Raw genomic sequence first — 24,487 nt, 5'->3', positions numbered from 1 at the left:
CCCGGGAACCGGGGACGCCTGTCGCACAGCCTTGCGGACCGGTCAGGCCTCGGTCTTCGCCTCGGCCGGGGCCTCCTCGCCCTCGGCGGCCGGAGCGCCCTCGGCACCCTCGGCGGTCTCCTCGCCGGCCTCGGCCTCGGCCTCCTCGGTGGCCTCCTCGACCTCGGGGAGGGTGGCCTCGAGCTGCTCGGCGGTCGGAGCGGCGGTCACCGAGGCGACAGCGGTCTCCTCGTCGGTGGCCAGCTCGACGCCGGACGGCAGCTGGACGTCGGCAGCGGTGATCGTGGTGCCCGGCTCGGCGCCCTCGATCGACGCCTCCAGGTGGTCCGGCACCTTGGTCGCGTCGGCGGTCACCGACAGCGTGTCGTGGTCGTGCACGATCAGCGTGTCCTTCGCGGCCTCACCGGTCAGCTGGACCGGGACCTCGACGGTGACCTTCTCGCCGCGGCGGACCAGCAGCAGGTCCACGTGCTCGAAGGTGTCCTTGATCGGGTCACGCTGGATCGCCTTCGGCAGCGCCAGCACCTGGGTGCCGTCGCTGACCTCGATCGCGAAGAGCTGGTTCGCGCCGCCCTTGCGGATCGCGGCGGCGAACTCCCGCGCCGGAAGCGCGATGTGCTTGGGCTTCTCGCCGTGGCCGTACAGCACGGCGGGCACCTTGCCGGCCCGGCGGGTACGACGGGCACCACCCTTGCCGAACTCGGTACGGGGCTCGGCGCTGATCTTTACCTCGGACACGGGGAAACTCCTGATGCTTCGCTGCGGCGGCTTGTCGTCTGGCGGTGCTGGGGCGAGGGGCTCGCTGGGGCTAGGGTCATGAACGACCGCCCGGAGCACCGCGTCGATGACGGCGCCTCCGTGCGGTGCTTGTCAGCAGCCCGCCGGGCACCCTCGCCGTGGCAACCGCACCAGTCTACCCGAGGGATTTCCCGGCTCTCCGGCAGTCCCCCATATCACCGCTCCACCGGTTCCGCAGGGCATCGGCCCGGCCGCCGGAGCACCGGCGGCCGGACCGGCGCGCTCAGCTCAGGCCACCGAACAGGGTGGTCACCGAGCCGTCGTCGAAGACCTCCCGGATCGCCCGCGCCAGCAGCGGGGCGATCGACAGTACGGTCAGCTTGTCCAGCTGCTTCTCCGACGGCAGCGGCAGCGTGTTCGTCACGACCACCTCGCTGATCGGGCTGTTCTTCAGCCGCTCCGTCGCCGGGTCGGACAGCAGCGCGTGGGTCGAGGCGACCACGATCTCCGCCGCGCCCTGCTCCTTGAGGATGTCCGCCGCCTTGGTGATCGTGCCACCGGTGTCGATCATGTCGTCCACGATCAGGCACACCCGGCCCTCGACCTCACCGACCACCCGGTTCGCCACCACCTGGTTCGGCTTGAGCGGATCGCGGGTCTTGTGGATGAACGCCAGCGGGCAGCCGCCCAGCCGGTCGGTCCAGCGCTCCGCCACGCGTACCCGGCCCGAGTCCGGCGCGACCACAGTCATCGGCCGGCCCGCGTACTTGTGCTCCACGTACTCGGCCAGCACGTCCATCGCGAACAGGTGGTCCACCGGGCCGTCGAAGAAGCCCTGGATCTGCGCGGTGTGCAGGTCGACGGTCAGGATCCGGTTCGCACCGGCGGTCTTCAGCAGGTCGGCGATCAGCCGCGCCGAGATCGGCTCCCGGCCGCGGTGCTTCTTGTCCTGCCGCGAGTACGGGTAGAACGGCAGGACCACGGTGATCCGCTTGGCCGAGCCGCGCTTCAGCGCGTCGACCATGATCAGGGTCTCCATGACCCAGGTGTTCACGCCGTGCGTCACGGACTGCACCACGAAGGCGTCCGAACCACGGACCGAATCCTTGTACCGTACGAAGATCTCGCCGTTGGCGAAGTCGTACGCGTCGGCCGGCGTCGGCGCGACGCCGAGCACCTCACCGATCTCCTTGGCCAGCTCCGGAAAACCCCTCCCGGAGAAGAGCATCAGGCTCTTGCGGTTTTCGGCGACGATGCTGCCCATGGGCCCGTCTGCTCCCGTATGTCGGTGGTGCCCGGCGGCGGTGGGGCCGGGGACTGTTCGGTTGCAGTATGCCCCCGGTTCAGCGATCCACCCACGGCCCGGCGATCCCCGTGGAGTCAGTCACCTTCGCTTGCGGCGCCGCCCGTGTCGGGCGCACCCTCACCGGCCCGCCGCGCCGCCTCCGCGGCCTCCGTACCGGCCCGCTTGCGCAGCACCCAGCCCTCCACGTTGCGCTGCTGACCCCGCGCCACCGCCATCGCACCCGGCGGCACGTCCCCGGTGATCACCGAACCCGCAGCGGTGTACGCGCCGTCGCCCACCCGCACCGGCGCCACGAACATGTTGTCCGCTCCGGTACGCGCGTGGCTGCCGATGGTGGTGTGGTGCTTGCGTACCCCGTCGTAGTTGACGAAGACGGTCGCCGCGCCGATGTTGCTGTGGTCCCCGATCGTCGCGTCGCCCACGTACGACAGGTGCGGCACCTTCGAACCGTCACCGATCGACGCCTTCTTGGTCTCCACGAACGTGCCGACCTTCGCCTTGCGGCCCAGCCGCGACTCGGGCCGCAGGTACGCGTACGGACCGACGCTCGCCTGCGGGCCCACCTCGGCGCCGAGCGCGTGGCTGCGCACGATGCTCGCGCCCGCCCCCACCACCGTGTCCACCAGCGTGGTGTCCGGGCCGACGAGCGCGCCCTCACCGACCACGGTGGCGCCCTGGAGCTGCGTGTTCTGGTCGATCACCGCGTCCCGCTCGACGGTCACCGTCACGTCGATCCAGGTGGTGTGCGGGTCGAGGATGCTGACCCCGGTCCGCATCCAGCCCTCGTTCACCCGGTCCCGCAGCAGCCGGCGCAGCGCGGCCAGCTCGACCCGGTCGTTGCAGCCGAGCGTCTCCACGTGGTCGGCGGCGCAGTGCACCGCCACCGGCTCCCCCGCGTCGCGCAGCAGCGCGAAGACGTCGGTCAGGTACTCCTCGCCCTGGTCGTTGTCGGTGGAGAGCTTGCCCAGCGCCTCCCGCAGCCGGGCCGCGTCGAACGCGTAGATCCCCGCGTTGATCTCCCGCAGCGCGCGCTGCTGGGGGGTGGCGTCGCGCTCCTCGACGATCTGCTCCAGCTGCCCCTGCACGTCCCGCACGATCCGGCCCAGGCCGGTCGGGTCGGGCACCTCGGCGGCGAGCACCGTGGCCGCGGCCGCGGCCTCCTCGTGCGCCTCGACGAGCGCCTGGACCGTCTCCGGCCGCAGCAGCGGCACGTCCCCGTTGATCACCACGACCGTGCCGGCCGCGTCCGGCACCGCGTCCAGCGCGATGCGGACCGCGTGGCCGGTGCCGAGCTGGCGTTCCTGGAGCACCGGCGTGGCGCCGGGGGCGACCTCGGACAGGTGCTCCCGGACCTGGTCGGCGCCGTGGCCGACCACGACCACGGTGCGGTCCGCGCCGAGCGGCCCGGCCGCGGCCAGGACGTGACCGAGCAGGGTACGGCCGAGCAGCGGGTGCAGCACCTTGGGCAGGGACGACTTCATCCGCTTGCCCTCACCGGCGGCGAGCACGACAACGGTGCGGAGGTGGGGCTGGGACACGACGTGGCTCCCGTCGGGACGGCGACAGTCTCGCGGTCATGCTAACCAGAGCAGCCCGCAGGTTGCCGCGTACCCCAAGAAGGGCACCTATACCTGGAATTGCTCGGCCGCCAGGATTCGAACCTGAAACACAAGAACCAAAATCTTGGGTGTTGCCAGTTACACCACGGCCGAAGGGACGCAGACAGCTTAGCGGGTGTCGTCCACCTCGGGAGGTCTCGGATCGGGGGCAGAGGCCGCGGCCATGCCCTCCACCACGCCGGTCATCCACAGGTACAGGTCGCGCGACCGCGGCACTCTCACGACGAGACATCCCCGGTAGTCCGCCCCGACATTGGTCCGCGTGGTCCGGGGATGGTGTCTCTTCAACGTCGGGCGCTGGAAACAACCGACGTCCACGCCCAGTTCGGCCGCCCACCATCGACCGGCCGCCTCGGCGTCCGCGTTCTCATGGATGGCCACGCGGTATCTCAGCTCATGGCGGCTTCGCCCGGTCGTCTCGACGAAGCGGACGAACAGTTCCACCAGGCGGATGTCGCTGTTGGTGAACGTCAGGTCGTATCGGGGATTGGCCGGTTTACTCTTCGTGCCCTCGCACATGTAGAGCACCGCACCGACGAGTAGCAGTTCCCGCGACGCGAGCGCTCCGACCCAGTCGGCCGCCCGTCTCCGCGCCTCGCACTCGGCCGCCTCGCGCAGCGTCCGCTTCCCCGCCCATCTGAGCGCACGCCGGGCACCGGCCGCCTGACGGCGCTGCGCTGCGGAGTCGGAGGAGGCGTCGAGCGGTATGTGCCCCACCCAGCGATAGGCGGTCGACTTGGCGACGCCGAGCCGGTCTGCGATCTCCCCGACGGTGCAGCCCTCCTCGCGCAGCCGATCTGCGGCCACCTTCAGCTCCGCACGCCGGCCGCGGTCACCGTTGGCATCCGGCCGATCACTCATCTCGCGCCTGTTCCACCGCGCGCCCGACTTCGGCCATCACGCCCTCGATGCGCCAGTAGAGCCACCGGCTGCGCGGAACGGTGATCACCAGGCAGCCGTGGTAGTCCGCCCCGTTGTTCCGCCGCACCGTCGCCGGGTTGTGCCGTTTGATGGTCGCCCGGCCGAACCGCCCCGGCGGAAGAGCCAGTCGCTCCACCCACCAGCGCTCCGCCGCCGCGACATCGGCGGACTCATGGATCAGGAGCCGATAGGCCGGCAGGTCGCGTTCGATCCCACAGCAGGCCAGAAACGCGAGGAACAGGGCGAGCAGCCCGGGGTCGCTGTTGACGAACTCCAACCGGCCCTGGGACCGCCAGGGCTTCGACTTGGCGCCCTCGCACCAGTAGATCGCCGCGCCCAGCATCAGCAGATCCCGCTCGCTGAGCCCGCCGACCATCACGGCCGCCCGGGCGTGCTCCGCCGCCTGCGCAGCGTCCCGCGACTCCCGGTACGCGCTCCAGCGTGCCTCCGTCATCGCCTTCGAGTGCTCGCGGCGCCGCTCCGCGCTCGCGTCGTCGGGATCCAGCGGCAGGTGCCGCACCCACTGGTAGGCGGTCGACTTCGCCACCCCTAGCCGCACCGCGATCTCGTTGACCGACCGGCCCATCGCGCGCAGCCGCAGGGCCTCGGCACGGGCATCGTCCCGGGCTCGCGGCCGCCGGGTCCACTCCGGCGGCGGGATGCCGCGCAGCAGCGCGTACACCCGGTCGCGGCCGATGCCCAGGCGAGCCCGGATCTCGGCGACGGAGAGCTGCTCGTCCACGCGTAGGCGCCGCGCCTCGGCGGCGAGTGGGTCGACCACCGGCACAACGTAGAACGTACGTACGACAGCGACCGGTCGGACCGGGGACGCCGCGCCTGGCAGGATGGACGGGTGACCGACGTTTCCGGCAGCGACCGCACCCGTCGGCGGCCCGTGCCGGCGGCGAAGCCCTCCCGGGTGCGGATGTCCGCGACGCAGCGGCGCGAGCAGCTGATCTCGATCGCCCGGCAGATCTTCGCCGAGAAGGGCTTCGACGCGACCTCGATCGAGGAGGTGGCGGCGCGCGCCAAGGTCTCCAAGCCGGTGGTCTACGAGCACTTCGGCGGCAAGGAGGGGCTCTACGCGGTGGTGGTGGACCGGGAGGTCCGCGCCCTGCTGGACCGGATCACCACGGCGTTGACCGCGGGCAACCCGCGGGAGTTGCTGGAGCAGGCCGCATTGACGCTGCTGACCTACATCGAGGAGGAGACCAGCGGTTTCCGGGTGCTGGTCCGGGAGTCTCCGCTGATGTCGGCGACGGGCAACTTCAGCAGCGTGATGAACGACGTGGCGCACCAGGTGGAGCACATCCTGGCGGGCGAGTTCTCCATCCGGGGGTACGACCCGAAGCTGGCGGAGCTCTACTCCCAGGCGCTGGTGGGCATGGTGGCGCTGACCGGCCGCTGGTGGCTGGAGGTGCGCAAGCCGCGCAAGGAGACGGTGGCGGCGCACCTGGTGAACCTGGCGTGGAACGGGTTGTCGCACCTGGAGTCGAAGCCGGGCCCGATCCCCCGCGGCTGAGGCCGCATCAGCACACGACGACAGCCGCGCTCAGCGCTCGCCGATCGGGTGGTAGCGGCGCTGCCGTTCCTCCTCGGCGTGCTCGGCGGTGCCGACCTTGTCGTAAAGGCCGGTGGCGAGCAGGACCAGCCCGAACAGCAGCGACACGATGACCGTCGACATCGAGAAGTTCAGGAAGTTCGCCGAGGTCTGGAGCACCGACATCATCAGGATGCCGGTGACCAGGAAGACCACGCCGGCGGTGAGGTTCATGTAGTGGCCGAGGTTGTTGCGGCGGGACGCGCCGACCAGCAGGACCGCGCCGAAGACCACCGAGACCAGCGAGAAGGCCAGGTTGGTGCGCAGGCCCAGCGCCCAGTTGCTGCCCCGGCCGAACAGTCCCTCGCCCCAGGTCAGGAAGACGCCGTAGACGCCGAAGACCAGGATGTAGAGGCCGATGAGCCCGGACAGCACCCGGTAGAGCGGCCGCGCGGGGTGGTTCACCGGGAAGTGCGCCATGATGCCCTCCAGGCCGTATGACTGATTCGGGGCAATTGTCGCTTGGGTTGTCTGCTCGCGTCCGGAAAACACCGAAGGCCCGGCGCGTCGCGCCGGGCCTTCGGTGGGAGACGGGATCAGAGCACCAGGCGGGCCTTCTGCCAGGCCTCGTGCTCGTCGTCGGAGCCGACCTTGCCGTACATGCCGACCATCAGGAGCACCAGCGACAGGGTCAGGACCACGACGTCGGTCATGATCGAGAAGTTGAAGATGTTGGCGTCGGTCTGCAGGAACGCCAGCGCGGCCAGGCCGATCACCATCAGCGTGTAGGCCAGCCACTGGTTGATCGCCACGTCGAGGTTGCGGCCGATCGCGGTGCCGACCAGGATCACGACGCCGAACAGCACCGACAGCAGCGAGAACGCCATGTTGGTGCCCTGGCCGAGGACCTTGGTGTCGTCCTGGGCGAGAAAGTCGTTGCCGGCGCTGGCGATGATGCCGAGGCCACCGAAGACGACGAAGTACAGACCAACGAGCCCGCCGATCGCCCGGTAGATCGGCCGCGCGGGGTGGTTGACGGGGGTGTGGGCCATCTCTGCGTCTCCAAAAGACCGTTCGGACGAGGGTTCCACCGGTAATTGTCCCGTACGCCGGTCAGTGACGCCGCACACCCCCCACCCAGGCGGCAGGTCAGCCGCCCGGCAGTTCCTCGGCGAGGGCCAGCCAGGTCTCCTCGGTGCGGTCCCGCTCGGCCCGTACCTCCTTGAGCTGTGCGTCCAGCTCGGCGACCCGCGCGTAGTCGGTGGCGTTCGCGGCGAGCTGCTCGTGCAGGCCCGCCTCCTTCTGTTCGAGCTTGGCGATCTGCCGTTCCAGCCGGTTCAGTTCCTTCTTCGCGACGCGTACCTCGGCCGCTGACATGCCCTCGCGCGCCGGCGCCGCCGTGGCCGGGGTGAGGTCGGCGGGCGCCGGGCCGCCGGCCGCGGCGGCGCGTGCCAGGTACTCGTCGACGCCGCCGGGCAGGTGCACCAGCCGGCCGTCGCCGAACATGCCGTACGCGACGTCGGTGACCCGCTCGATCAGGTAGCGGTCGTGGCTGGCCACGACGATCGTGCCAGGCCACGAGTCGAGCAGGTCCTCCAGCGCGGCGAGCGTGTCGGTGTCCAGGTCGTTCGTCGGCTCGTCGAGCAGGAGCACGTTGGGTTCCCCGGCGAGCAGCCGCAGCATCTGCAGGCGGCGGCGCTCGCCGCCGGACAGGTCGCTCACCGGGGTCCAGAGCCGCCTGTCGTCGAAGCCGAAGATCTCGGCGAGCTGGGAGGCGCTGATCTCCCGGTCGCCGAACTGCACGCGCCGGGCCACCTCCTCGACGGCTTCCAGCACGCGCAGGTGGCCGGGAAGCTCGGCGAGTTCCTGGGACAGGAACGCGGGCCGCACGGTCTGCCCGGCGGCGAAGCGCCCACCGTCGGGGCTCGTCACCCCGGCGAGCAGCCGCAGCAGGGTGGTCTTGCCGGCGCCGTTACGGCCGAGGATCGCGACCCGGTCGCCGGGACCGACCTGCCAGGTCGTGTCGTGCAGGATCTCCTTCGGACCGGCGTACAGCCGGACGCCTTCGAGGTCGTACACCTGCTTGCCGAGCCGGGCGGTGGCGAGCCGTTGCAGCGACATGGTGTCGCGGGGTTCCGGCACGTCGGCGATGAGCGCGTTCGCCGCGTCGATGCGGAACTTGGGCTTGGAGGTGCGGGCCGGCGCCCCGCGGCGCAGCCAGGCGATCTCCTTGCGGAGCAGGTTCTGGCGGCGGGCCTCGGTGGCGGCGGCGACGCGCTGCCGCTCGACGCGGGCGAGCGTCCACGCGGCGAAGCCGCCCTCGTACGCCCGGACGGTCTGGTCGGCGACCTCCCAGGTGGTGGTGCAGACGGCGTCGAGGAACCAGCGGTCGTGGGTGACCACGACGAGCGCGCCCTTGCGGGTGACGAGGTGCCGGGCCAGCCAGTCGACGCCGCCGACGTCGAGGTGGTTCGTGGGCTCGTCGAGGACGAGCAGGTCGGCGTCGCGGACCAGCAGCGCGGCGAGCGCGACCCGGCGGCGTTCCCCGCCGGACATCGGACCGACCGGGGTGTCCAGGCCGAGGTGGGGCATGCCGAGGCCGTCGAGGATCGCGCGCACGCCGGCGTCGCCGGCCCACTCGTGTTCGGCGCCCATGCTCTCGCCGAGCCAGGCGGTGCCGAGCACCACGTCCCGCACTGTCAGTTCGGGGGCCAGGTCGAGGCGCTGCGGCAGCCAGGCCACCCGCAGGTCGCGGCGGTGCGTGACGCGGCCGTCGTCGGGTTCCTCGATGCGGGTCAGCAGCCGCAGCAGCGTCGACTTGCCGGCGCCGTTGAGGCCGACCACACCGACCCGGTCGGCGTCGTCGAGGCCGAGCGAGACGTCGGTGAGCAGCGGCCCCGCGGCGCCGTACCCCTTGGACACCCGGTCCAGGTTGACGATGTTGGCCACTGACCCACCCCTCACGACTCAGGCGTCCCGGGGGCCCGGGACGCCTGAGTCAAGGGTACGGGGCCTCAGACCACGCGGGCGCCGGCGACCGGACCGTGCGCGACGCGGGCCTCCCGGCACACCCCGGCGGCGGTGATCTCGGCGGCGATCCGGACCGCGTCGGACTCACCGGTGGCCAGGAAGACACAGGTGGGCCCGGAGCCGGAGACGAGGCCGGCGAGCGCGCCGGCCGCCTCGCCGGCCTTGAGCGTCTCGGCCAGCGACGGGCGCATGGTCAGCGCGGCGTCCTGGAGGTCGTTGCCGAGCGTGGCGGCGAGCACCCGCGGGTCGCGCTGGCGCAGCGCGGCGAGCAGCGCGTCGGTGCTGCCCAGCGGCGTGCCGGCGGCTCCGGTGTCGCGCAGCCGGTCCAGTTCCCGGTACGCGGCCGGGGTGGACAGGCCGCCGTCGGCGATCGCCACCACCCAGTGCCAGGAGGTGGGGCGGGCCAGCACCGGGCTGACCGCCTCGCCCCGGCCGGTGCCGAGCGCGGTACCGCCGTGGATCAGGAACGGCACGTCGGAGCCGAGGTCGGCGGCGATGCCGGCGAGTTCGTCGCGGGACAGCCCGGTGCCCCAGAGCGTGTCGCAGGCGACCAGCGCGGCGGCGGCGTCGGCGCTGCCACCGGCCAGCCCGCCCGCGAGCGGGATCTGCTTGCGCAGATGCAGCCGGGCGTGCGGGGCGACGCCCGCGTAGCCGGCGAGCGCGTGCGCGGCCCGCAGCACCAGGTTGGTGTCGTCCAGCGCCAGTTCGCCGGCGCCCTCGCCCTCCATGGTGAGGGTGAGCGTGTCGCCACGACGGGCGGTCAGCTCGTCGTAGATGGAGATCGCGTGGTAGACGGTGTTCAGCTCGTGGTAGCCGTCACGCCGCAGCGGCCCGACCCCGAGGTGCAGGTTGACCTTGGCGGGCACCCGCACCTTCACCGGGCCGCTGGACCCGCGCCGCTGCCCGTCCTCGTCCTCCGGTCGCCATGCCTCGGTCACCGGGTGGACTCCACCGGACGTGGGCGGATGTCGAACGGCTTCGGCACGGTCAGCTCCTCGGCGAGGGGTCGGGCAACGGCGCCAGCCTACTGCTCGCCGCCGTGGGCGTCCGGGGCCGACGCGGCGATGGCGGCGAACTGCTCGACGGTGAGCGATTCGCCCCGGGCGCCCGGATCCACGCCGGCGGCGGTGAGCGCGGCGGCGGCCCGGTCCGCGCCGCCGGCCCAGCCGGCCAGGGCGGCGCGCAGCGTCTTGCGGCGCTGCGCGAACGCGGCGTCGACGACCGCGAACACGGCCCTCCGGGGTACGTCCGGCCGGGGCGGCTCGCGCCGGGTGAACGCGACCAGGCCGGAGTCGACGTTCGGCACCGGCCAGAACACGTTCGGCGGGACCTTGCCGGCGGCGCGGGAGCGGGCGTACCAGGCGAGTTTGACCGACGGGATGCCGTACACCTTGGAGCCGGGACCGGCGACGAGCCGGTCGGCGACCTCCTTCTGCACCATCACCAGGCCGTGCCGCAGCGTGGGCAGCTCGGCGAGCAGGTGCAGCACGACCGGCACGGCGACGTTGTAGGGCAGGTTCGCCACCAGCGCGGTCGGCGCCGGGCCGCCCAGGTCGGCGGCGGTGACCCGCAGCGCGTCGGCCGGGTGGACGGTGAGCCGCTCGGCGGCCTGGCCGGCGAAGCGCGCGGCGGTCTCCGGCAGCGCGGCGGCGAGCGCCGGGTCGAGTTCCACGGCGTGCACGTGCGCGGCGACGGGGAGCAGGGCGAGCGTGAGCGAGCCGAGCCCCGGGCCGACCTCCAGCGCCACGTCGTCCGGGGTGAGCCCGGCGGTGGTGACGATGCGGCGGACCGTGTTGGGGTCGTGCACGAAGTTCTGGCCGAGCTTCTTGGTCGGCGTGACGCCGAGGCGCGCGGCGAGTTCCCGGATCTCCGCCGGGCCGAGGAGTCCGGTCACGCCCCGTAGCGTAAGCGCCCCCGGCCGCGGGGAAGGAAGGGCCCCTTCTTAACGCCTCGCGATATGGAAGGGCCCCTTCTTAACGCCACGGCCCGAACGCGCGCTCACCGTTCGTGGAGATGGTGGCGCAGAGGGTGTCCAGGTCGGCCCCGGTGGTCTCGGCGAGGAAGCGGACCGTCAGCGGGATCAGGTACGACGCGTTGGGTCGTCCCCGGTGCGGCATCGGGGTGAGGTAGGGCGCGTCGGTCTCCACGAGCATCTGCTCCGGCGGGGTGACGGCGGCGGCCTCGCGCAGCGCGCTGGCGCTGCCGAACGTGACCGTTCCGGCGAAGCTGAGCAGGAACCCGCGCCGGACGCACTCGCGGGCGAAGTCGGCGTCGCCGGAGAAGCAGTGCATGACCACGGTCTCCGGGGCGCCCTCGTCGTCGACGATGCGCAGCACGTCGGCGTGCGCGTCCCGGTCGTGGATGACGAGCGCCTTGCCGTGCCGCTTGGCGATGGCGATGTGCGCCCGGAAGCTCTCCTCCTGCGCGGCGCGCCCGTCGTCGCCGGTACGGAAGAAGTCCATCCCGGTCTCGCCGACGCCGCGGACCCGGTCCCGGCCGGCGAGCGTCTCGATCTCGCGCAGCGCCTCGTCCAGGTCGGCCAGCCGGGGCGCCTCGTTCGGGTGCAGCGCGACGGTGGCGAGCACCGGGGCGTACCGGTCGGCCACGTCGGCGCTCCACCGGGACGACTCGACGTCCACCCCGACCTGCACGAGCCGGTCCACGCCGACGCGGGCGGCGACGTCGATCGCGGCGGCCACCGGGTCGTCGCCGGGGGTGCCGCCCGGCGGCGTGCCGAACTCGCCGACGGTGATGTCGAGGTGGGTGTGGCTGTCCAGCACGGGTACGGGCAGCGGCTCGGGGGCGGGCGGGAACTCCCCGGCCCGGCGGGCGGCGCGCTGCTTGCGGGTCTCGGTCTGCTCGGTCATCGCGGCCAGCATCACACACCGGCCCGGTGCGGCGTTCCCGGACCGCCACCGCCTGTTCACGTGCCCCACATCTGGCGGGCTTAGCGTCTTGGAGTGACAGTCACCGACCAGGCCGGCGGGCCCGCCTCCGACCGGGCCGGGTTGCGCGTGACGTACGGCGGCCGGGTGCACCCGGCCGAGGAGATCGCCCGGGGTGCGGCGTACGAGTTGTTCAGCGCCGACGAGGCACCCGGGTTCGAGTGGTGTCCCCGGCCGGGCGGCGGCTATCCGTGGCGCCGGTTCGTGCACGTGACCGAGGTGGACGCGGTGCACGGGGGCGCCGGGCCGGCCGACGACACGGACGCGCCGCTGCTGATGCCGGTGCACCGGGACCGGGGCTGGGCGTACGTACACCGGCTCAGCCAGCAGCCGGGTGCGGCGGCCGATCCGACGCTGGCCGCGGTACGGGCGTCGGCGGTGATCCGGCCCGGTACCCGGATGGTGAAGGTGCTCTCGGCCCGGCAGCTCGCCGGGTACGTGCGCGGCTGGCTGCCGCACGGCTTCTGCTACCGGGAGCACGACGTGGCGCACCTGCGGACACCGGCCGGGATGGCGGTGCTGCGGGGCGACTCCGAGGGCGGTGACGTGGCGTACGCGCTGCGCTGGCGGGCCGCCGACCCGGCCGACTACGACGTACCGGTGGGCGCGGCGCACCGGGGGCTGATGGCGTTGCCGCCCCGGGACCGGCTCGGGCCGCCGGTGCTCGGTACCGGGTTCGTGCCGAGCAGCGCGCAGCTCGTGCCGGAGTTCGTCACCCGGGAGTTCGCCGACCTGCCGATGCCGGCGAACGCCACGCTGCTGGCCTACCCGGCCGAGGGGGTGGAGGTGGTGCTCTACACCTACCAGGCGGAGCAGCGGGGCTGGCTGCGCCTGGCGGGTCCGCAGTGGCGGCACCTGCTCGCCGCGGTGCCCGGGCTTTCCGCCGACCAGGAGTACGTGCCGACCGGCGACGCGCCGCGCTCCACCCGGCTCGTCGGCACGTACGCGGGTTCGGAGTACGAGGCGGTGGCCGACCAGCCGGGCGGGTTCCGGGTGCTGGCGATGACCCGGGCGGCCCGGTACCCGGTGGACGCGGCGGCCCGCCGGGTGCGCACGGCGGCGTGGCGCGGCGCGCCGTGCCTGGTGCTGCGGGAGGAGGGCGGCTGGTTGCGGTTGCGGCTGCGCCGCCCGGATCCGGACGCGGTGGCCGCGACGGGTGCGCAGTGTCTGGAACGTGGCGTGTACGAGGTCTGGGCGCCGGGCGCCGAGCTGACCGACGACCGCGTGGTGGACCTGCCGTATCCGGCCCGGCACGCATAGACGGGGGCACGTCGGGAAGGCGTGGGGCGTCCGAGAAACCCGCGCGAGGGGGAATCCCGACATGCCTTTCGTCACCGTCGGTACGGAGAACTCCGCACCCATCGACCTGTACTACGAGGATCACGGTTCCGGTCAGCCGATCGTGCTGATCCACGGTTTCCCGTTCAACGGGGCGACCTGGGAGAAGATGAGCGGTCCGCTGCTGAACGCCGGATACCGGGTGATCACGTACGACCGGCGGGGGTTCGGCAACTCCGCCCAGCCGGCCATGGGCTACGACTACGACACGTTCGCCGCCGACCTGGACGTGTTGATGACCGAACTGGACCTGCGCAACGCGATCCTGGTCGGGCATTCCATGGGCACCGGTGAGGTGACCCGCTACCTGGGCGCGTACGGGTCGGACCGGGTGGACCGGGCCGTCATGATGGCCCCGTTGGCGCCGTACCTGCTGAAGGCGCCCGAGGACCCGGAGGGCGTCGACAAGAGCATGTTCGAGGGGTTCCAGAAGGCGATCATCCAGGACCGGTTCGCCTACCTGACCCAGTTCTGCGACGCGTTCTTCAACGCCAGCGAGAACCGGGGGAAGCTGGTCAGCGACGAGGCGTACCACGCGCACTGGCAGATCGGCGCGCAGGCGTCGGCCAAGGGCACCCACGACTCGGTGGACGCCTGGCAGACCGACTTCCGCGGTGACCTGCCGAACATCGACGTGCCGGTGCTGATCATCCAGGGCGACAAGGACAACGTGCTGCCGTACCCGGTGACGGGCCAGCGGCTGGTGAACATGCTGCCCGACGCCAAGCTGGTCACGCTGAAGGGTGCGCCGCACGGCACGCCGTGGACCCATCCCACCGAGGTCAACAAGGCCATCATGGAGTTCATCGGCAAGCCGAGCATGGCGACCGCCTGACCCGGCGGACGACCGCGGCCCCGGGGAGATCCCCGGGGCCGCGGTTCGCGCGCGTGTTCAGCCGGCCAGGCGGGCCAGCTCCTCCTCGACGATGGACGGGTCGAGCTTGCGGAACACCGGCTTCGGCGCCGCGAGCGGCCGGCCCACTTCCAGGGGTACGGACTCCCAGCGCGCGCCGACCGTGTAGTCACCGGTCAGCACCGGGTACGACGGTCCGCCGTCGAGGTCGTCGACCTCCTCGATCACCGGCATCGGGGCGTGCGTGCCGGTGCCGCCGAGCAGCTCGTGGATCTTCTGGGCGGAGTGCGGCAGGAACGGGGTGAGCAGCGTGTTGGCGTCGCTGACCACCTGGAGCGCGACGTGCAGGATGGTGCCCATCCGGGGCTTGTCGTCCTCGCCCTTGAGCTTCCAGGGCGCCTGCTCGGAGAGGTACTTGTTGGCTTCGGCGACGACCTTCATGGCTTCGCCGATGGCCTGCTTCTGCCGGTGCCGGGCGATCAGGTCGCCGACGGTGGCGAAGCCGGCCTTCGCGGTGTCCAGCAGGGCCTGGTCGGCCTCGGTGAGCCCGGCCGGGTCGACCGGCGGGATCGCGCCGAAGTTCTTCGCCGCCATCGACACCGACCGGTTGACCAGGTTGCCCCAGCCGGCGACCAGCTCGTCGTTGTTGCGGCGCAGGAACTCGGCCCAGGTGAAGTCGGTGTCGTTGCTCTCCGGGCCGGCCACCGCGATGAAGTAGCGCAGCGCGTCGGCGTCGTAGCGCTCCAGGAAGTCCCGGACGTAGATGACCACCTTGCGGGAGGACGAGAACTTCCGGCCCTCCATGGTCAGGTACTCGCTGGACACGACCTCGGTGGGCAGGTTGAGCCGGCCCAGCTCGCCCGGCTCGCCGTCGCGGGCGCCCTCGCCGGAGTAGCCGCCGAGCAGCGCCGGCCAGATCACCGAGTGGAAGACGATGTTGTCCTTGCCCATGAAGTAGTAGGAGCGGGCATCCTTCCCCTCCCCGTCGGCGGACCACCACTTGCGCCAGGCCTCCGGGTCGCCGGTGCGCCGGGCCCACTCGATGGAGGCCGACAGGTAGCCGATGACCGCGTCGAACCAGACGTAGATCCGCTTGTCCGGGCGGTCGCGCCAGTCGTCGAGCGGGATCGGCACGCCCCACTCCAGGTCGCGGGTGATGGCCCGGGGCTGGAGGTCGTCGAGCAGGTTGCGGGAGAACCGCAGTACGTTCGGGCGCCAGCCGTCGCGGTTGTCCAGCCACTGCCGCAGCGCGTCGGCCAGGGCGGGCAGGTCGAGGAAGAAGTGCTCGGTCTCGACGAACTCCGGCGTCTCCCCGTTGATCTTCGACTTGGGGTCGATCAGGTCGATCGGGTCGAGCTGGTTGCCGCAGTTGTCGCACTGGTCGCCGCGCGCGCTGTCGTAGCCGCAGATCGGGCAGGTGCCCTCGATGTAGCGGTCGGGCAGCGTCCGGCCGGTGGACGGGGAGATCGCCCCGGTGGTGACCTTCGGGACGATGTAGCCGTTGCGGTAGAGACCCGTGAACAGCTCCTGCACGACCGCGTAGTGGTTGCGCGTGGTGGTGCGGGTGAACAGGTCGTACGACAGGCCCAGCGCCCGCAGGTCCTCGGCGATCACCCGGTTGTAGCGGTCGGCCAGCTCGCGTGGGGTGACGCCCTCGGCGTCGGCCTGCACCTGGATCGGGGTGCCGTGTTCGTCGGTGCCGGACACCATGAGCACGTCGTGACCGGCCATCCGCATGTACCGGGCGAAGACGTCGGAGGGAACGCCGAATCCGGATACGTGGCCGATGTGGCGCGGGCCGTTGGCGTAGGGCCAGGCGACCGCGGCGAGAACGTGACTCATGAGCAGCAAGCCTAGTGATTGCCGTGGGTGCGCCGCGAACCAATGGGCGGCAGGCTCCGACCGTACGTCCGATTTGTCGCCGACACGCGGCGTGAGCTTCACCGCAAGCCGGGCGTATCGGTGTGAAATGAACATCGTGACCAACAGACCAGCGGCGCCGGAGCCGTCGGCGGCGACCACCCGGCGGGCGCGGCCCGCTCCGGCGGGCGCGCCCGTCGCGCCGCAGCCACGGCTCGACCCGGCGGATCCGCCGGTCGAGGTGGAGCCGACCACCGGGGCGCCGGTGGACGCGGTGCCGAGCCGGGTGCCGGTACGCCAGCCGCGCTGGCAGCGCGCGGCCGCGCCGTCCGGCGGCTGGGCGCCGATCGAGGAGGTGCACTGGGACGGCACCCCGCTGCGCGACGAGCCGCGTCCGGGTCCCGACCGGCTCCCGGCGCGGCGGGAACGCGCCCGCCCGGTCGCGCCGCCGAGCCCGCCCGCCGGCCTGGCCGTGCTACTGACGCTGAGCCTGCTCGCCGCGTTCTTCGCCTGGGTGAGCGCGGGCCCCTTCTGGCTGGCGGCCGGGCACTCGACAGGCGGCACCGTGATGATCACCGAATGCGCGGGGAGCGGGCTCACCCAGCGCTGCCGGGGCATCTTCTCGGCCGACGGCGACCGGTTCCAGGCCCACGGGGTACGGGTCAGCGGCGTACCGGCCGCTCGCACCGACACCGGCAGTTCCCTGCGGGCGCGGATGACCGGGCCGGACGGGTCGACCGCGTACGCGGACACCGGCGTCGGACGGCACCTGCGCTGGCTGCTGGGGCTGACCCTGGTGGCCGGTTGCGCCGCCGGGATCGCCCGGTGGACCGGCGCGACCCGGCTCGCGGACGAACGGCAGCGGCGCTGGGCGGTCGGCCTGGCGCTCGCCGGACCGGCGTTGATCACCGTCGGTTTCCTGGCGGCCGCCTGGTGAGGCGGGGTGTTAAAAGGGGGCCCTTCCTCTACCGCAGGCGTTAAGAAGGGGCCCTTCCTTTCAGCTGTGCACGACGGCGTACACCTCGCGCCGCCGCAGCCCGTACGCGGTGGCGACCTCGGTGATCGCGTCGCGGCGGGACAGGCCGCCCGCCTCGCGCTCGGCCACCGCGGCGCGCAGCGTCTCGTCGTCCGGCCGGACCGCGGGCGTGGCCGGTGCGCCCGCCACGACGAGCGTGATCTCGCCCCGGGGATCCCCCTCGGCGGCCCACTCGGCCAGCTCACCCAGCGGCCGGCGGACGACCTCCTCGTAGGTCTTCGTCAGCTCGCGGCAGAGCGCGGCGGGCCGGTCCGGACCGAACGTCTCGGCCAGGTCGGCGAGCGCACCGGCGATGCGGTGCGGCGCCTCGAAGAACACGAGCGTGCGCTCCTCGGCGGCGAGCGCGCGCAGCCGGGAACGGCGGGCCCCGGGGGTACGCGGCAGGAAGCCCTCGAAGCAGAACCTGTCGCAGGGCAGCCCGGACAGCGCCAGCGCGGTGGTGACGGCGCTCGGCCCGGGCGCGGCGGTGACCGGCACGCCGGCGTCCAGCGCGGCCCGGACCAGCCGGTATCCGGGGTCGGAGACGCTCGGCATGCCGCCGTCGGTGACCAGCGCGACCGTGTAGCCGGCGGCGAGCACCTCGGCCAGTTCGGGGGTACGCCGTTCCTCGTTGCCCTCGAAGTACGAGACGATCCGGCCCGGCACCGTCACGTCCATGTCGCGGGCCAGCCGGGTGAGCCGCCGGGTGTCCTCGGCGGCGACCACGTCGGCGGCGGCCAGCACCTCGCGGAACCGGGCGGACGCGTCGGCCGGATTACCGAGTGGCGCACCGAGCAGCACGAGCCGCCCCACCTCGGACATTTCCCCCACGGCGTGTGCTCCTTCATCGAAGGTCGTACCAATTTCGGAGACGACAGACGCCACCGGGCACCCTCGCAGCCTACGATCGCCGGGTGACGAGTGCGTCGACAGCACAGAGCGCGAACCCGGACCCTTCCACCACCGACCGGGGCGACGGCGCCGGACGCGGGCTTCCCGCCGCCGTGCGGCGCCGGCTCGCCACCGTCGACGACCGCATCGGCAGAGGTCAGGCGTGGCTGGCGACCGCGGTGGTGGTGGCCGTCGCGGCGATCCTGCGCTTCGTGGGGCTCAGTTTCCCGCCCGGGAAGATCTTCGATGAGACCTACTACGCCAAGGACGCGTACGGGCTGATCGACCGCGGCTTCGAGTGGAACTACAAGGACAACGGCCCGTCGTACGTGGTGCATCCACCGCTGGGCAAGTGGATGATCGGCATCGGCGAGTGGGCCTTCGGCTACCAGGACGCCGACAGTGGCGTCTCGGTGCCGGGCCACCTGATCACCACCTCGCCGGAGTTCGGCTGGCGCTTCGGCGCGGCGGTGGCCGGCACCCTGTCGGTGCTGCTGCTGGTCCGCATCGGGCGGCGGATGTTCCGCTCCACGGTGCTCGGCTGCGCGGCCGGTCTGCTGCTCGCCCTCGACGGCTACCACCTGGTGCTGTCCCGCACGGCCATCCTCGACATCTTCCTGCTGCTGTTCGTGCTCGCCGCGTTCGGCGCGCTGGTGCTCGACCGGGACGCCCGGCGGCGGCGCTGGGCACGGGCGCTGGAGGCCGGGCTCGACCCGACACAGCCGGGCCGGGCCGGACGGCCGTCGTCGGGCTGGCGGGACTGGCCGTGGTGGCGGCTGGCGGCCGGTGTGCTGCTCGGCTGCGCCTGCTCGGTGAAGTGGAGCGCGGTCTACTTCGTACCGGCGTTCGCGTTGCTGGTGCTGCTCTGGGAGGTCGGTGTCCGCCGCTCGTCCGGGGTACGCCGGCCGTGGCGCGACGCCGTGCTCGACGAGCTGCCGTGGCTGCTCGCCGCCGGCGTGCTGATGCTGGTGACCTACGTGGCGACCTGGTCGGGCTGGCTGCTCGGCCAGGACGGCTACTACCGCCTGGCGGAGCGCTACCCGAACAACCCGGAGCTGAGCGACACCCCGTTCGTCGGGGCGCTGATCAACCTGTGGGAGTACCACAAGGCCGCGTACGGCTTCCACACCCAGCTCGACGACCCGCACAAGTACCAGTCCTGGCCGTGGCAGTGGCTGCTGCTCGGCCGTCCGGTGGCGTTCCACTGGTCCGGGGACGGCAGTTGCGGCGCGCCGAGCTGCGCCTCGGAGGTGCTGCTGCTGGGTACGCCGCTGCTGTGGTGGTCGTTCCTGCCGGCGATCGCCGCGACCGCCTGGCTCGGCCTGGCCCGGCGCGACTGGCGGGCGGGCGCGATCCTGCTCAGCGTCGCGGCCGGCCTGCTGCCGTGGTTCTGGTTCGCCTTCGACGGCCGGACGATGTTCTCCTTCTACGCCGCCCCGGCGGTGCCGTTCCTGGTGCTCGCGGTGGTCTACGTGCTCGGCGCGATCGCCACCCCGGCGCCGGTGACGAACCCGGCCACGCCACCGGACCCGCAGCAGGTCCACGACCGGCGGTTGGTGGGCGGGATCATCGCGGGCGCATACGTGTTGCTCGTGGCGCTCTGTTTCGCCTACTTCTACCCGATCTTCGTGGGCCGGGTGCTGCCGTACGCGGACTGGTCGGCCCGGATGTGGCTGGACGGCCGCTGGATCTGAGGCGGGGGCGCCGGGCACTGCACGGCGCCGGGCACATAGAAGCGCGCCCCGATCGCCTGCCACGGGGGAAGCGGGCGATTGGGGCGCGCAAGACAGAGCTTAACCACACTCCGGCAACCGCACAACGGGTGCGGGCCGGTCAGATTTCCGACGAGTACCCCACCGGCCGAAAGGTTTACATGGTGCAGCTAACGGTGGGTGGCCGAGCGCGGCCGTGACGGCCCCGGCGGACGCCGGAAACCGGGCTTCGGCGGGCACCCCGACCCGGATGATCTTCCAAAGTGGATCTCACTACACTTCGCCCGGTGATCAACAAGAGACGATCGACGGCTGTCCTCGTCGGACTGCTGGCGGCGGCCGCGCTGATCGGGCCGAGCCCCGCCGGGGCCGACGACGAGACCACCGAGCCCGTCGCCGAACCACCGAAGGTCGAGCTGGTCCTCGACGTCAGCGGATCGATGCGGGCCCGCGACATCGACGGGCGCAGCCGGATCTCCGTCGCGCAGCAGGCGTTCAACGAGGTGGTCGACGCCCTGCCGGACGAGACACAGCTCGGCATCCGGGTGCTCGGCGCCACCTACCGGGGCAAGGACAAGAAGCAGGGCTGCCTGGACACCCAGCAGATCGTGCCGGTCGGCCCGGTGGACCGCACCCAGGCCAAGGCCGCCGTCGCCGGGCTGCGCCCGACCGGCTTCACCCCGGTCGGGCTGGCGCTGCGCTCCGCCGCGCAGGATCTCGGCACCGGCAGCACCACCCGGCGGATCGTGCTGATCACCGACGGTGAGGACACCTGCGCCCCGCCCGACCCGTGCGAGGTGGCTCGCGAGCTGGCCGCCCAGGGCACCCGCCTGGTGGTCGACACGCTCGGCTTGGCGCCGGACGAGAAGGTACGCAAGCAGCTGCTCTGCATCGCCGGCGCGACCGGAGGCACCTACACCGCCGCGCAGAGCGCCGACGAGCTGACCGGCCGGATCAAGCAGCTGGTCGACCGCGCCCGGGACACGTACACCGCCACCCCGGCGGTGGTCGGCGGCGGCGCGGCGTGCGAGGGCGCCCCGCTGCTCGCCCCCGGCGTCTACAGCGACCGGGAGGCGTTTTCCGAGCACCGCTGGTACCGGGTGCCGGTGCGTGCCGGGCAGGAGCTGCGCGCCTCGGTCAGCGTCGCGCTGGACCGGCCGGTCAACCCGGACTACGGCGTGCTGCTGCGCGCCACCGCGCCGGACGGGCGCGAACTCGTCCGGGGCGTCGACGCCGGCAGCGGGCGTACCGACGTGGTCTCCGCCGGGCTGCGCTGGTCGGCCGCCGACGAGGACGAGGACGGCCCGAGCCCCGAGCCGAGCGCCGGCGCGGAGCAGACGACCGTCTGCCTGGTGGTCAGCAACTCGTTCGCGGCCAAGCCCGGCACCCGGGCCCGGCCCGGCATGCCGGTCGAGCTGACGGTGGACGTGGTTCCCGCCTCTCCCGCGCCGGACGGGCCGGACCTCGGCCGCGGCTGGGTGCTGCTGCTTCTGCTCACGCTGGCCGGACTGCTCACCGGGCTGGTCGCCGGGCTGCTCACCCGCTGGTGGGTGCACACGTGGAGGGTGAACTGAGCATGCGTACGCTGATCCGCGCCGCGGCGGCCACGACCGTCGCGGGACTCGCCCTCACCCCGGCGGCGGCCCTGGCCGCGCCCACCCCGTCGCCGGGCGCGACCCCGGTGACCAAGGCCGGCACCTCGTTCCTCACCGCCACGACCGTCACCGCCGGCCAGCCGGTGCAGGTGGGCGCGTCGACGGGTGACCACCTGTACTGGTCGTTCCGCGCCGACGCCGGGCAGGTGCACGAGATCACCGCCACCGTCACCTTCCCGAAGGCACGCGGCGGCGCGTCCACCTGGACCGTCGACGTCTTCGACGGGTTGCGCCGCCGGCAGGCGTGCACGGCGGGCGCGCAGACCCCCACCGCGGACGCCACCGCGACGAGCGTCGCGCTCGGCTGCACGCTGCGCCGGGTACGGCCGTGGGCCGAGCCCTGGTCGGGTGACCCGCTGCCCGGCACCTACTACGTCCGGCTCTCCGTCACCGACCTGCCCGAGCCCGACCTGGGTCAGCCGATCGAGGTGGAGATGCTCGTCGGCGCGACCGACGAGGGCGGAGCGTCCGGCGACGACGGCGAACTGGCCGCGCCGCTGGTGCCGAACACCAGGGCCGGCACCGTGCTCGGCGCGGAGCCGACGCCCGAGCCGGTGGCCGACGAGGAGATCGACCTGACCGGATGGCTCCCCGAGGCCGGATCGCGCTGGGTGTGGACAAGCGTGGGCGGCGTGCTCGCCGCCGTGGCCGGCGTGGTCGGCTTCGCGCTCACCCGGCGGCCCCGCCGCCCCTGAGCACCGCCGCCCCTGAGACCGCAGCCGGTGGCCGCCGCGAACCCGACGCGGCGGCCACCGGACGCGCTCACGCCTCGGCGATACGCGGACCGCGCGGCACCCAGCCGATGAACCGGTCCTGGAGCGCGGTGACCGGCACGGAGCGCAGATCCTGCGTCGCCGCGGCGAGGCAGGATCCGAGATAGACGCTCAACGACGCCCGGTCCACCTGGTACTCGCGCAGCAGGTGATGACGTTTCGTGGCACAGGGCCAGTCGTCACCGCACGAGCCGCAGGTCCAGTCCGGGGTCACCGGCACGTGCTCGCCGTCGGTACTCCCCGAAACCTCCGCGCCAGGCGTCATCGGCCGCTCCTTCCGAGTCAGGAATGGTGGTGATGGACCGGTTGCCTCCCCGCAACGTTCCTTCAGCGCCGCGGCACGCCCCACCGTTACGGTACGTTCACCGCGTGTCCCCGTCATCCACCTCTCGTGCGTGATCTGCTTCCGGCCGTGGTCGCCGTGGCGGTGGCCGGGCCGGCCGACTGGGCCGGTGACCTGCTCCCGGCCGAGCTGGCGGCCCTCGGCGAGCGCGCGGTGCCCGGCCGTCGCCGCGACTTCACCGCCGGGCGGGTCTGCGCCCGCCGGGCACTCGCCGCGCTCGGCCTGCCCGCCACGCCGGTACCCGCCGGCGCCGACCGGGCCCCGATCTGGCCGCGCGGCGTGGTCGGCGCGATCACCCACACCCGCGACTACTGCGCCGCGGCCGCCGCCCGGGCCGCCGACGTGCGCGCCGTCGGCATCGACGCCGAGCGCCACCGGCCGCTCTCCCCAGGGGTACGACGAAAGGTGTGCCGCCCCGACGAGGAGGCGGACCTGGCCCGGCTGCCGTCCGGCACGCCCTGGCCGACGGTGCTGTTCAGCGCGAAGGAGACCGTCTACAAGGTCTGGCACCCGCTCGTCGGAACGTGGCTGGGCTTCGCCGACGCGCGCGTCACGCTTGACCCGGAGGCGGGCACGTTCCACGCCGAGATCGCACCGGCCCGGCTCGCCGCCGCGCCGGTGCCGGATCCGCCGTCAGCGGTGACGGGGCGGTTCGCCGTGGACGACGACCTGGTCCGCACCGCTGCCGTCCTGCCACACCGATGAGGCACCACCGGCCGGTTGCCCCCTGCCGGTACCGTCGTTGCGACTGAAAATCCAAAGGCGCCCCTAGGAGTACGGTGAGCCACCCTCAGCCTCCATCCGGGTCACCGGACCCGAACCAGCAGCCGCCGGAACCGCCGACGCAGGCGTTCCCCACCGCACCGATGCCGCCGGCGCCGGACAGCCCGTACGCGCCACCGCCCGTCTCCGGTCCGCCGCAGCCGCCGGTGTCCGGGGCGCCCTACCCGCCGCCGGGCAGCGAGTACCAGCCCCCGGGCGGTACGTACCCGCCGCCGGGGTCCGAGTACCAGCCCCCGGGTGGCGCGTACCCGCCGCCCGGGTCCGAGTACCAGCCCCCGGGCGGGACGTACCCGCAGGCGGGGTCCGGGTACCCGCAGGCGGGTGGGGCGTACCAGCCGCCGGGCGCCTATCCGCCTCCGGGCGGTTACCCGCCGCCGGGTGGTGGCGCGTACCCGCCGCCGCCGGGAGCGCCGTTCGGGCCGCCGGCGAAGAAGTCGAACAAGAACGTCTGGATCACGATCGGCGTCGTCGCCGTGATCCTGCTGCTGCTGTGCTGCGGTGGCGGCATCTTCGCCATCTACAGCGGCGCGCAGAAGACGCAGGATGCGATCGACTCGCTGCCCACCCCGGGCGTCACCGACGGCCAGCCGACCACTGCCGCCCCGACGGGCGCGCCCGCCAACACGTCGCCGGGCAACTCCGACGGCAAGACGTTCAACCTGCCGGCCGGCGAGAAACTGTCCGTCAACGACGACCGGGGCACCATCGAGATCACCGTCGGCAACTTCCGGACCCGGAACGCCGCCTGCAGTGAGGTCATGCCCGGGCCGAAGAACGGCATGTTCCTGATCGCCGACGTGACCGCCGAGATCGTCGAGGGCACCGGCTCGATCAACCCGTTCTACTTCACCTGGGTCGCCGCGGACGGCACCGAGGAGAGCGGCATCGGCGGCGCCTTCTCCGGCTGCGGCAAGCTCATGACCTCGGGCACCAACCTGCCCGCGGGTTCCAAGCGCAGCGGGCAGCTCATCTTCGACGTGAAGGACCAGAACGGCGTCGTCGAGTACCGGCATCTCTTCCGTCCCGCCGGTTCCTGGAAGCCCTGACCCACACGTGACCCCGCACGGGGGGGGGCCGGTCCGCAGCGGACCGGCCCCCCGTGTCCGTTCGGACGGCGCCGACAGCCGTTCGGACATTTCCATGGGCGCATGACGGCTCTCGTTCG

At 72.8% G+C, this 24,487-nt stretch carries 22 protein-coding genes, 1 tRNA gene and 1 pseudogene; 9 read left to right on the top strand and 15 right to left on the bottom strand.

Going from position 1 to position 24,487, the window contains the following annotated elements:
- Positions 1-42: 42 nt before the first annotated feature.
- The 6 genes and pseudogenes from ACQP26_RS03920 to ACQP26_RS03895 all read right to left on the bottom strand — a co-directional run bounded on the left by ACQP26_RS03920 (position 43) and on the right by ACQP26_RS03895 (position 5,365).
- A complete protein-coding gene (locus tag ACQP26_RS03920) occupies positions 43-738 on the bottom strand; it encodes a 50S ribosomal protein L25/general stress protein Ctc (RefSeq protein WP_281579057.1) in 696 nt (231 codons plus the stop codon).
- 283 nt (positions 739-1,021) lie between these two features.
- Positions 1,022-2,002 (bottom strand): ribose-phosphate diphosphokinase, encoded by a 981-nt coding sequence (locus ACQP26_RS03915; protein ID WP_013283956.1) that lies wholly within the window; start codon positions 2,000-2,002, stop codon positions 1,022-1,024.
- A gap of 56 nt (positions 2,003-2,058) precedes the next feature.
- Positions 2,059-3,525 (bottom strand): annotated as a pseudogene (gene glmU, locus ACQP26_RS03910) (bifunctional UDP-N-acetylglucosamine diphosphorylase/glucosamine-1-phosphate N-acetyltransferase GlmU); the annotation flags it as partial.
- A 159-nt stretch (positions 3,526-3,684) separates the two neighbouring features.
- Positions 3,685-3,756, bottom strand: a tRNA-Gln gene (locus ACQP26_RS03905).
- Positions 3,757-3,771: 15 nt separating this feature from the next.
- Positions 3,772-4,524, bottom strand: a complete 753-nt coding sequence (locus ACQP26_RS03900) for a resolvase (RefSeq protein WP_433494972.1) — start codon at positions 4,522-4,524, stop codon at positions 3,772-3,774.
- On the bottom strand, positions 4,517-5,365 hold the full coding sequence (locus ACQP26_RS03895; protein ID WP_433494971.1) for a helix-turn-helix domain-containing protein: 849 nt from the start codon (positions 5,363-5,365) through the stop codon (positions 4,517-4,519). The genes ACQP26_RS03900 and ACQP26_RS03895 overlap by 8 nt, the downstream gene beginning before the upstream one ends.
- A gap of 72 nt (positions 5,366-5,437) precedes the next feature.
- On the opposite strand from ACQP26_RS03895, the gene ACQP26_RS03890 reads away from it, so the two are divergent.
- Positions 5,438-6,106 carry a TetR/AcrR family transcriptional regulator gene (locus ACQP26_RS03890; RefSeq protein ID WP_269702340.1) on the top strand — a complete coding sequence of 223 codons (669 nt, stop codon included), beginning with the start codon at positions 5,438-5,440 and terminating at the stop codon, positions 6,104-6,106.
- A 30-nt stretch (positions 6,107-6,136) separates the two neighbouring features.
- Here the strand turns inward: ACQP26_RS03890 and ACQP26_RS03885 are convergent, their stop codons facing one another.
- From ACQP26_RS03885 to ACQP26_RS03860, 6 genes are all read right to left on the bottom strand, one after another.
- Complete coding sequence (locus tag ACQP26_RS03885) at positions 6,137-6,604, bottom strand: DUF4383 domain-containing protein (RefSeq protein ID WP_104113785.1); 468 nt, start codon at positions 6,602-6,604, stop codon at positions 6,137-6,139.
- A gap of 116 nt (positions 6,605-6,720) precedes the next feature.
- Positions 6,721-7,176, bottom strand: a complete 456-nt coding sequence (locus ACQP26_RS03880) for a DUF4383 domain-containing protein (protein ID WP_269702345.1) — start codon at positions 7,174-7,176, stop codon at positions 6,721-6,723.
- Positions 7,177-7,273: 97 nt separating this feature from the next.
- Entirely contained in the window at positions 7,274-9,073 is a 1,800-nt protein-coding gene (locus ACQP26_RS03875) for an ABC-F family ATP-binding cassette domain-containing protein (RefSeq protein ID WP_433494970.1), read from the bottom strand.
- Positions 9,074-9,138: 65 nt separating this feature from the next.
- Positions 9,139-10,092: a 4-(cytidine 5'-diphospho)-2-C-methyl-D-erythritol kinase gene (locus tag ACQP26_RS03870; protein ID WP_269702348.1), complete on the bottom strand. Its 954-nt coding sequence runs from the start codon at positions 10,090-10,092 to the stop codon at positions 9,139-9,141.
- An 86-nt stretch (positions 10,093-10,178) separates the two neighbouring features.
- Positions 10,179-11,048 carry a 16S rRNA (adenine(1518)-N(6)/adenine(1519)-N(6))-dimethyltransferase RsmA gene (gene rsmA / locus ACQP26_RS03865; protein ID WP_433494969.1) on the bottom strand — a complete coding sequence of 290 codons (870 nt, stop codon included), beginning with the start codon at positions 11,046-11,048 and terminating at the stop codon, positions 10,179-10,181.
- 79 nt (positions 11,049-11,127) lie between these two features.
- A complete protein-coding gene (locus ACQP26_RS03860) occupies positions 11,128-12,033 on the bottom strand; it encodes a TatD family hydrolase (protein WP_433494968.1) in 906 nt (301 codons plus the stop codon).
- An 81-nt stretch (positions 12,034-12,114) separates the two neighbouring features.
- Between ACQP26_RS03860 and ACQP26_RS03855 the strand changes: the two genes are divergently transcribed.
- A complete protein-coding gene (locus ACQP26_RS03855; protein ID WP_433494967.1) occupies positions 12,115-13,359 on the top strand; it encodes a hypothetical protein in 1,245 nt (414 codons plus the stop codon).
- 61 nt (positions 13,360-13,420) lie between these two features.
- Positions 13,421-14,272, top strand: coding sequence for an alpha/beta fold hydrolase (locus ACQP26_RS03850; protein ID WP_269702353.1), 852 nt, complete (start codon positions 13,421-13,423; stop codon positions 14,270-14,272).
- A gap of 57 nt (positions 14,273-14,329) precedes the next feature.
- Here ACQP26_RS03850 and metG read toward each other — a convergent pair whose 3' ends face one another.
- Entirely contained in the window at positions 14,330-16,132 is a 1,803-nt protein-coding gene (gene metG / locus ACQP26_RS03845; RefSeq protein WP_269702354.1) for a methionine--tRNA ligase, read from the bottom strand.
- A gap of 127 nt (positions 16,133-16,259) precedes the next feature.
- Between metG and ACQP26_RS03840 the strand changes: the two genes are divergently transcribed.
- On the top strand, positions 16,260-17,087 hold the full coding sequence (locus tag ACQP26_RS03840; protein ID WP_433494966.1) for a hypothetical protein: 828 nt from the start codon (positions 16,260-16,262) through the stop codon (positions 17,085-17,087).
- A 60-nt stretch (positions 17,088-17,147) separates the two neighbouring features.
- Here ACQP26_RS03840 and rsmI read toward each other — a convergent pair whose 3' ends face one another.
- On the bottom strand, positions 17,148-17,987 hold the full coding sequence (gene rsmI / locus ACQP26_RS03835) for a 16S rRNA (cytidine(1402)-2'-O)-methyltransferase (RefSeq protein ID WP_433496080.1): 840 nt from the start codon (positions 17,985-17,987) through the stop codon (positions 17,148-17,150).
- Between the two features lie 92 nt (positions 17,988-18,079).
- Between rsmI and ACQP26_RS03830 the strand changes: the two genes are divergently transcribed.
- The 3 genes from ACQP26_RS03830 to ACQP26_RS03820 all read left to right on the top strand — a co-directional run bounded on the left by ACQP26_RS03830 (position 18,080) and on the right by ACQP26_RS03820 (position 22,118).
- Positions 18,080-19,750: a dolichyl-phosphate-mannose--protein mannosyltransferase gene (locus tag ACQP26_RS03830; RefSeq protein ID WP_433494965.1), complete on the top strand. Its 1,671-nt coding sequence runs from the start codon at positions 18,080-18,082 to the stop codon at positions 19,748-19,750.
- Positions 19,751-20,055: 305 nt separating this feature from the next.
- Positions 20,056-21,342 (top strand): VWA domain-containing protein, encoded by a 1,287-nt coding sequence (locus ACQP26_RS03825; protein WP_433494964.1) that lies wholly within the window; start codon positions 20,056-20,058, stop codon positions 21,340-21,342.
- A gap of 2 nt (positions 21,343-21,344) precedes the next feature.
- Entirely contained in the window at positions 21,345-22,118 is a 774-nt protein-coding gene (locus ACQP26_RS03820) for a peptidase (protein WP_269702361.1), read from the top strand.
- A 67-nt stretch (positions 22,119-22,185) separates the two neighbouring features.
- Here the strand turns inward: ACQP26_RS03820 and ACQP26_RS03815 are convergent, their stop codons facing one another.
- Positions 22,186-22,461 (bottom strand): hypothetical protein, encoded by a 276-nt coding sequence (locus tag ACQP26_RS03815; RefSeq protein ID WP_269702362.1) that lies wholly within the window; start codon positions 22,459-22,461, stop codon positions 22,186-22,188.
- 126 nt (positions 22,462-22,587) lie between these two features.
- On the opposite strand from ACQP26_RS03815, the gene ACQP26_RS03810 reads away from it, so the two are divergent.
- On the top strand, positions 22,588-23,244 hold the full coding sequence (locus ACQP26_RS03810; RefSeq protein ID WP_433494963.1) for a 4'-phosphopantetheinyl transferase family protein: 657 nt from the start codon (positions 22,588-22,590) through the stop codon (positions 23,242-23,244).
- Positions 23,245-23,318: 74 nt separating this feature from the next.
- Positions 23,319-24,368, top strand: coding sequence for a hypothetical protein (locus ACQP26_RS03805; protein ID WP_433494962.1), 1,050 nt, complete (start codon positions 23,319-23,321; stop codon positions 24,366-24,368).
- Positions 24,369-24,487 lie beyond the last annotated feature (119 nt).

Origin of the sequence: Micromonospora sp. CA-248089, assembly GCF_050948515.1 — a bacterium.
Lineage (GTDB): Bacteria > Actinomycetota > Actinomycetes > Mycobacteriales > Micromonosporaceae > Micromonospora.
Note: the sequence above shows the minus strand (reverse complement) of the source record. Positions and strands in the feature narration are given on the sequence as shown.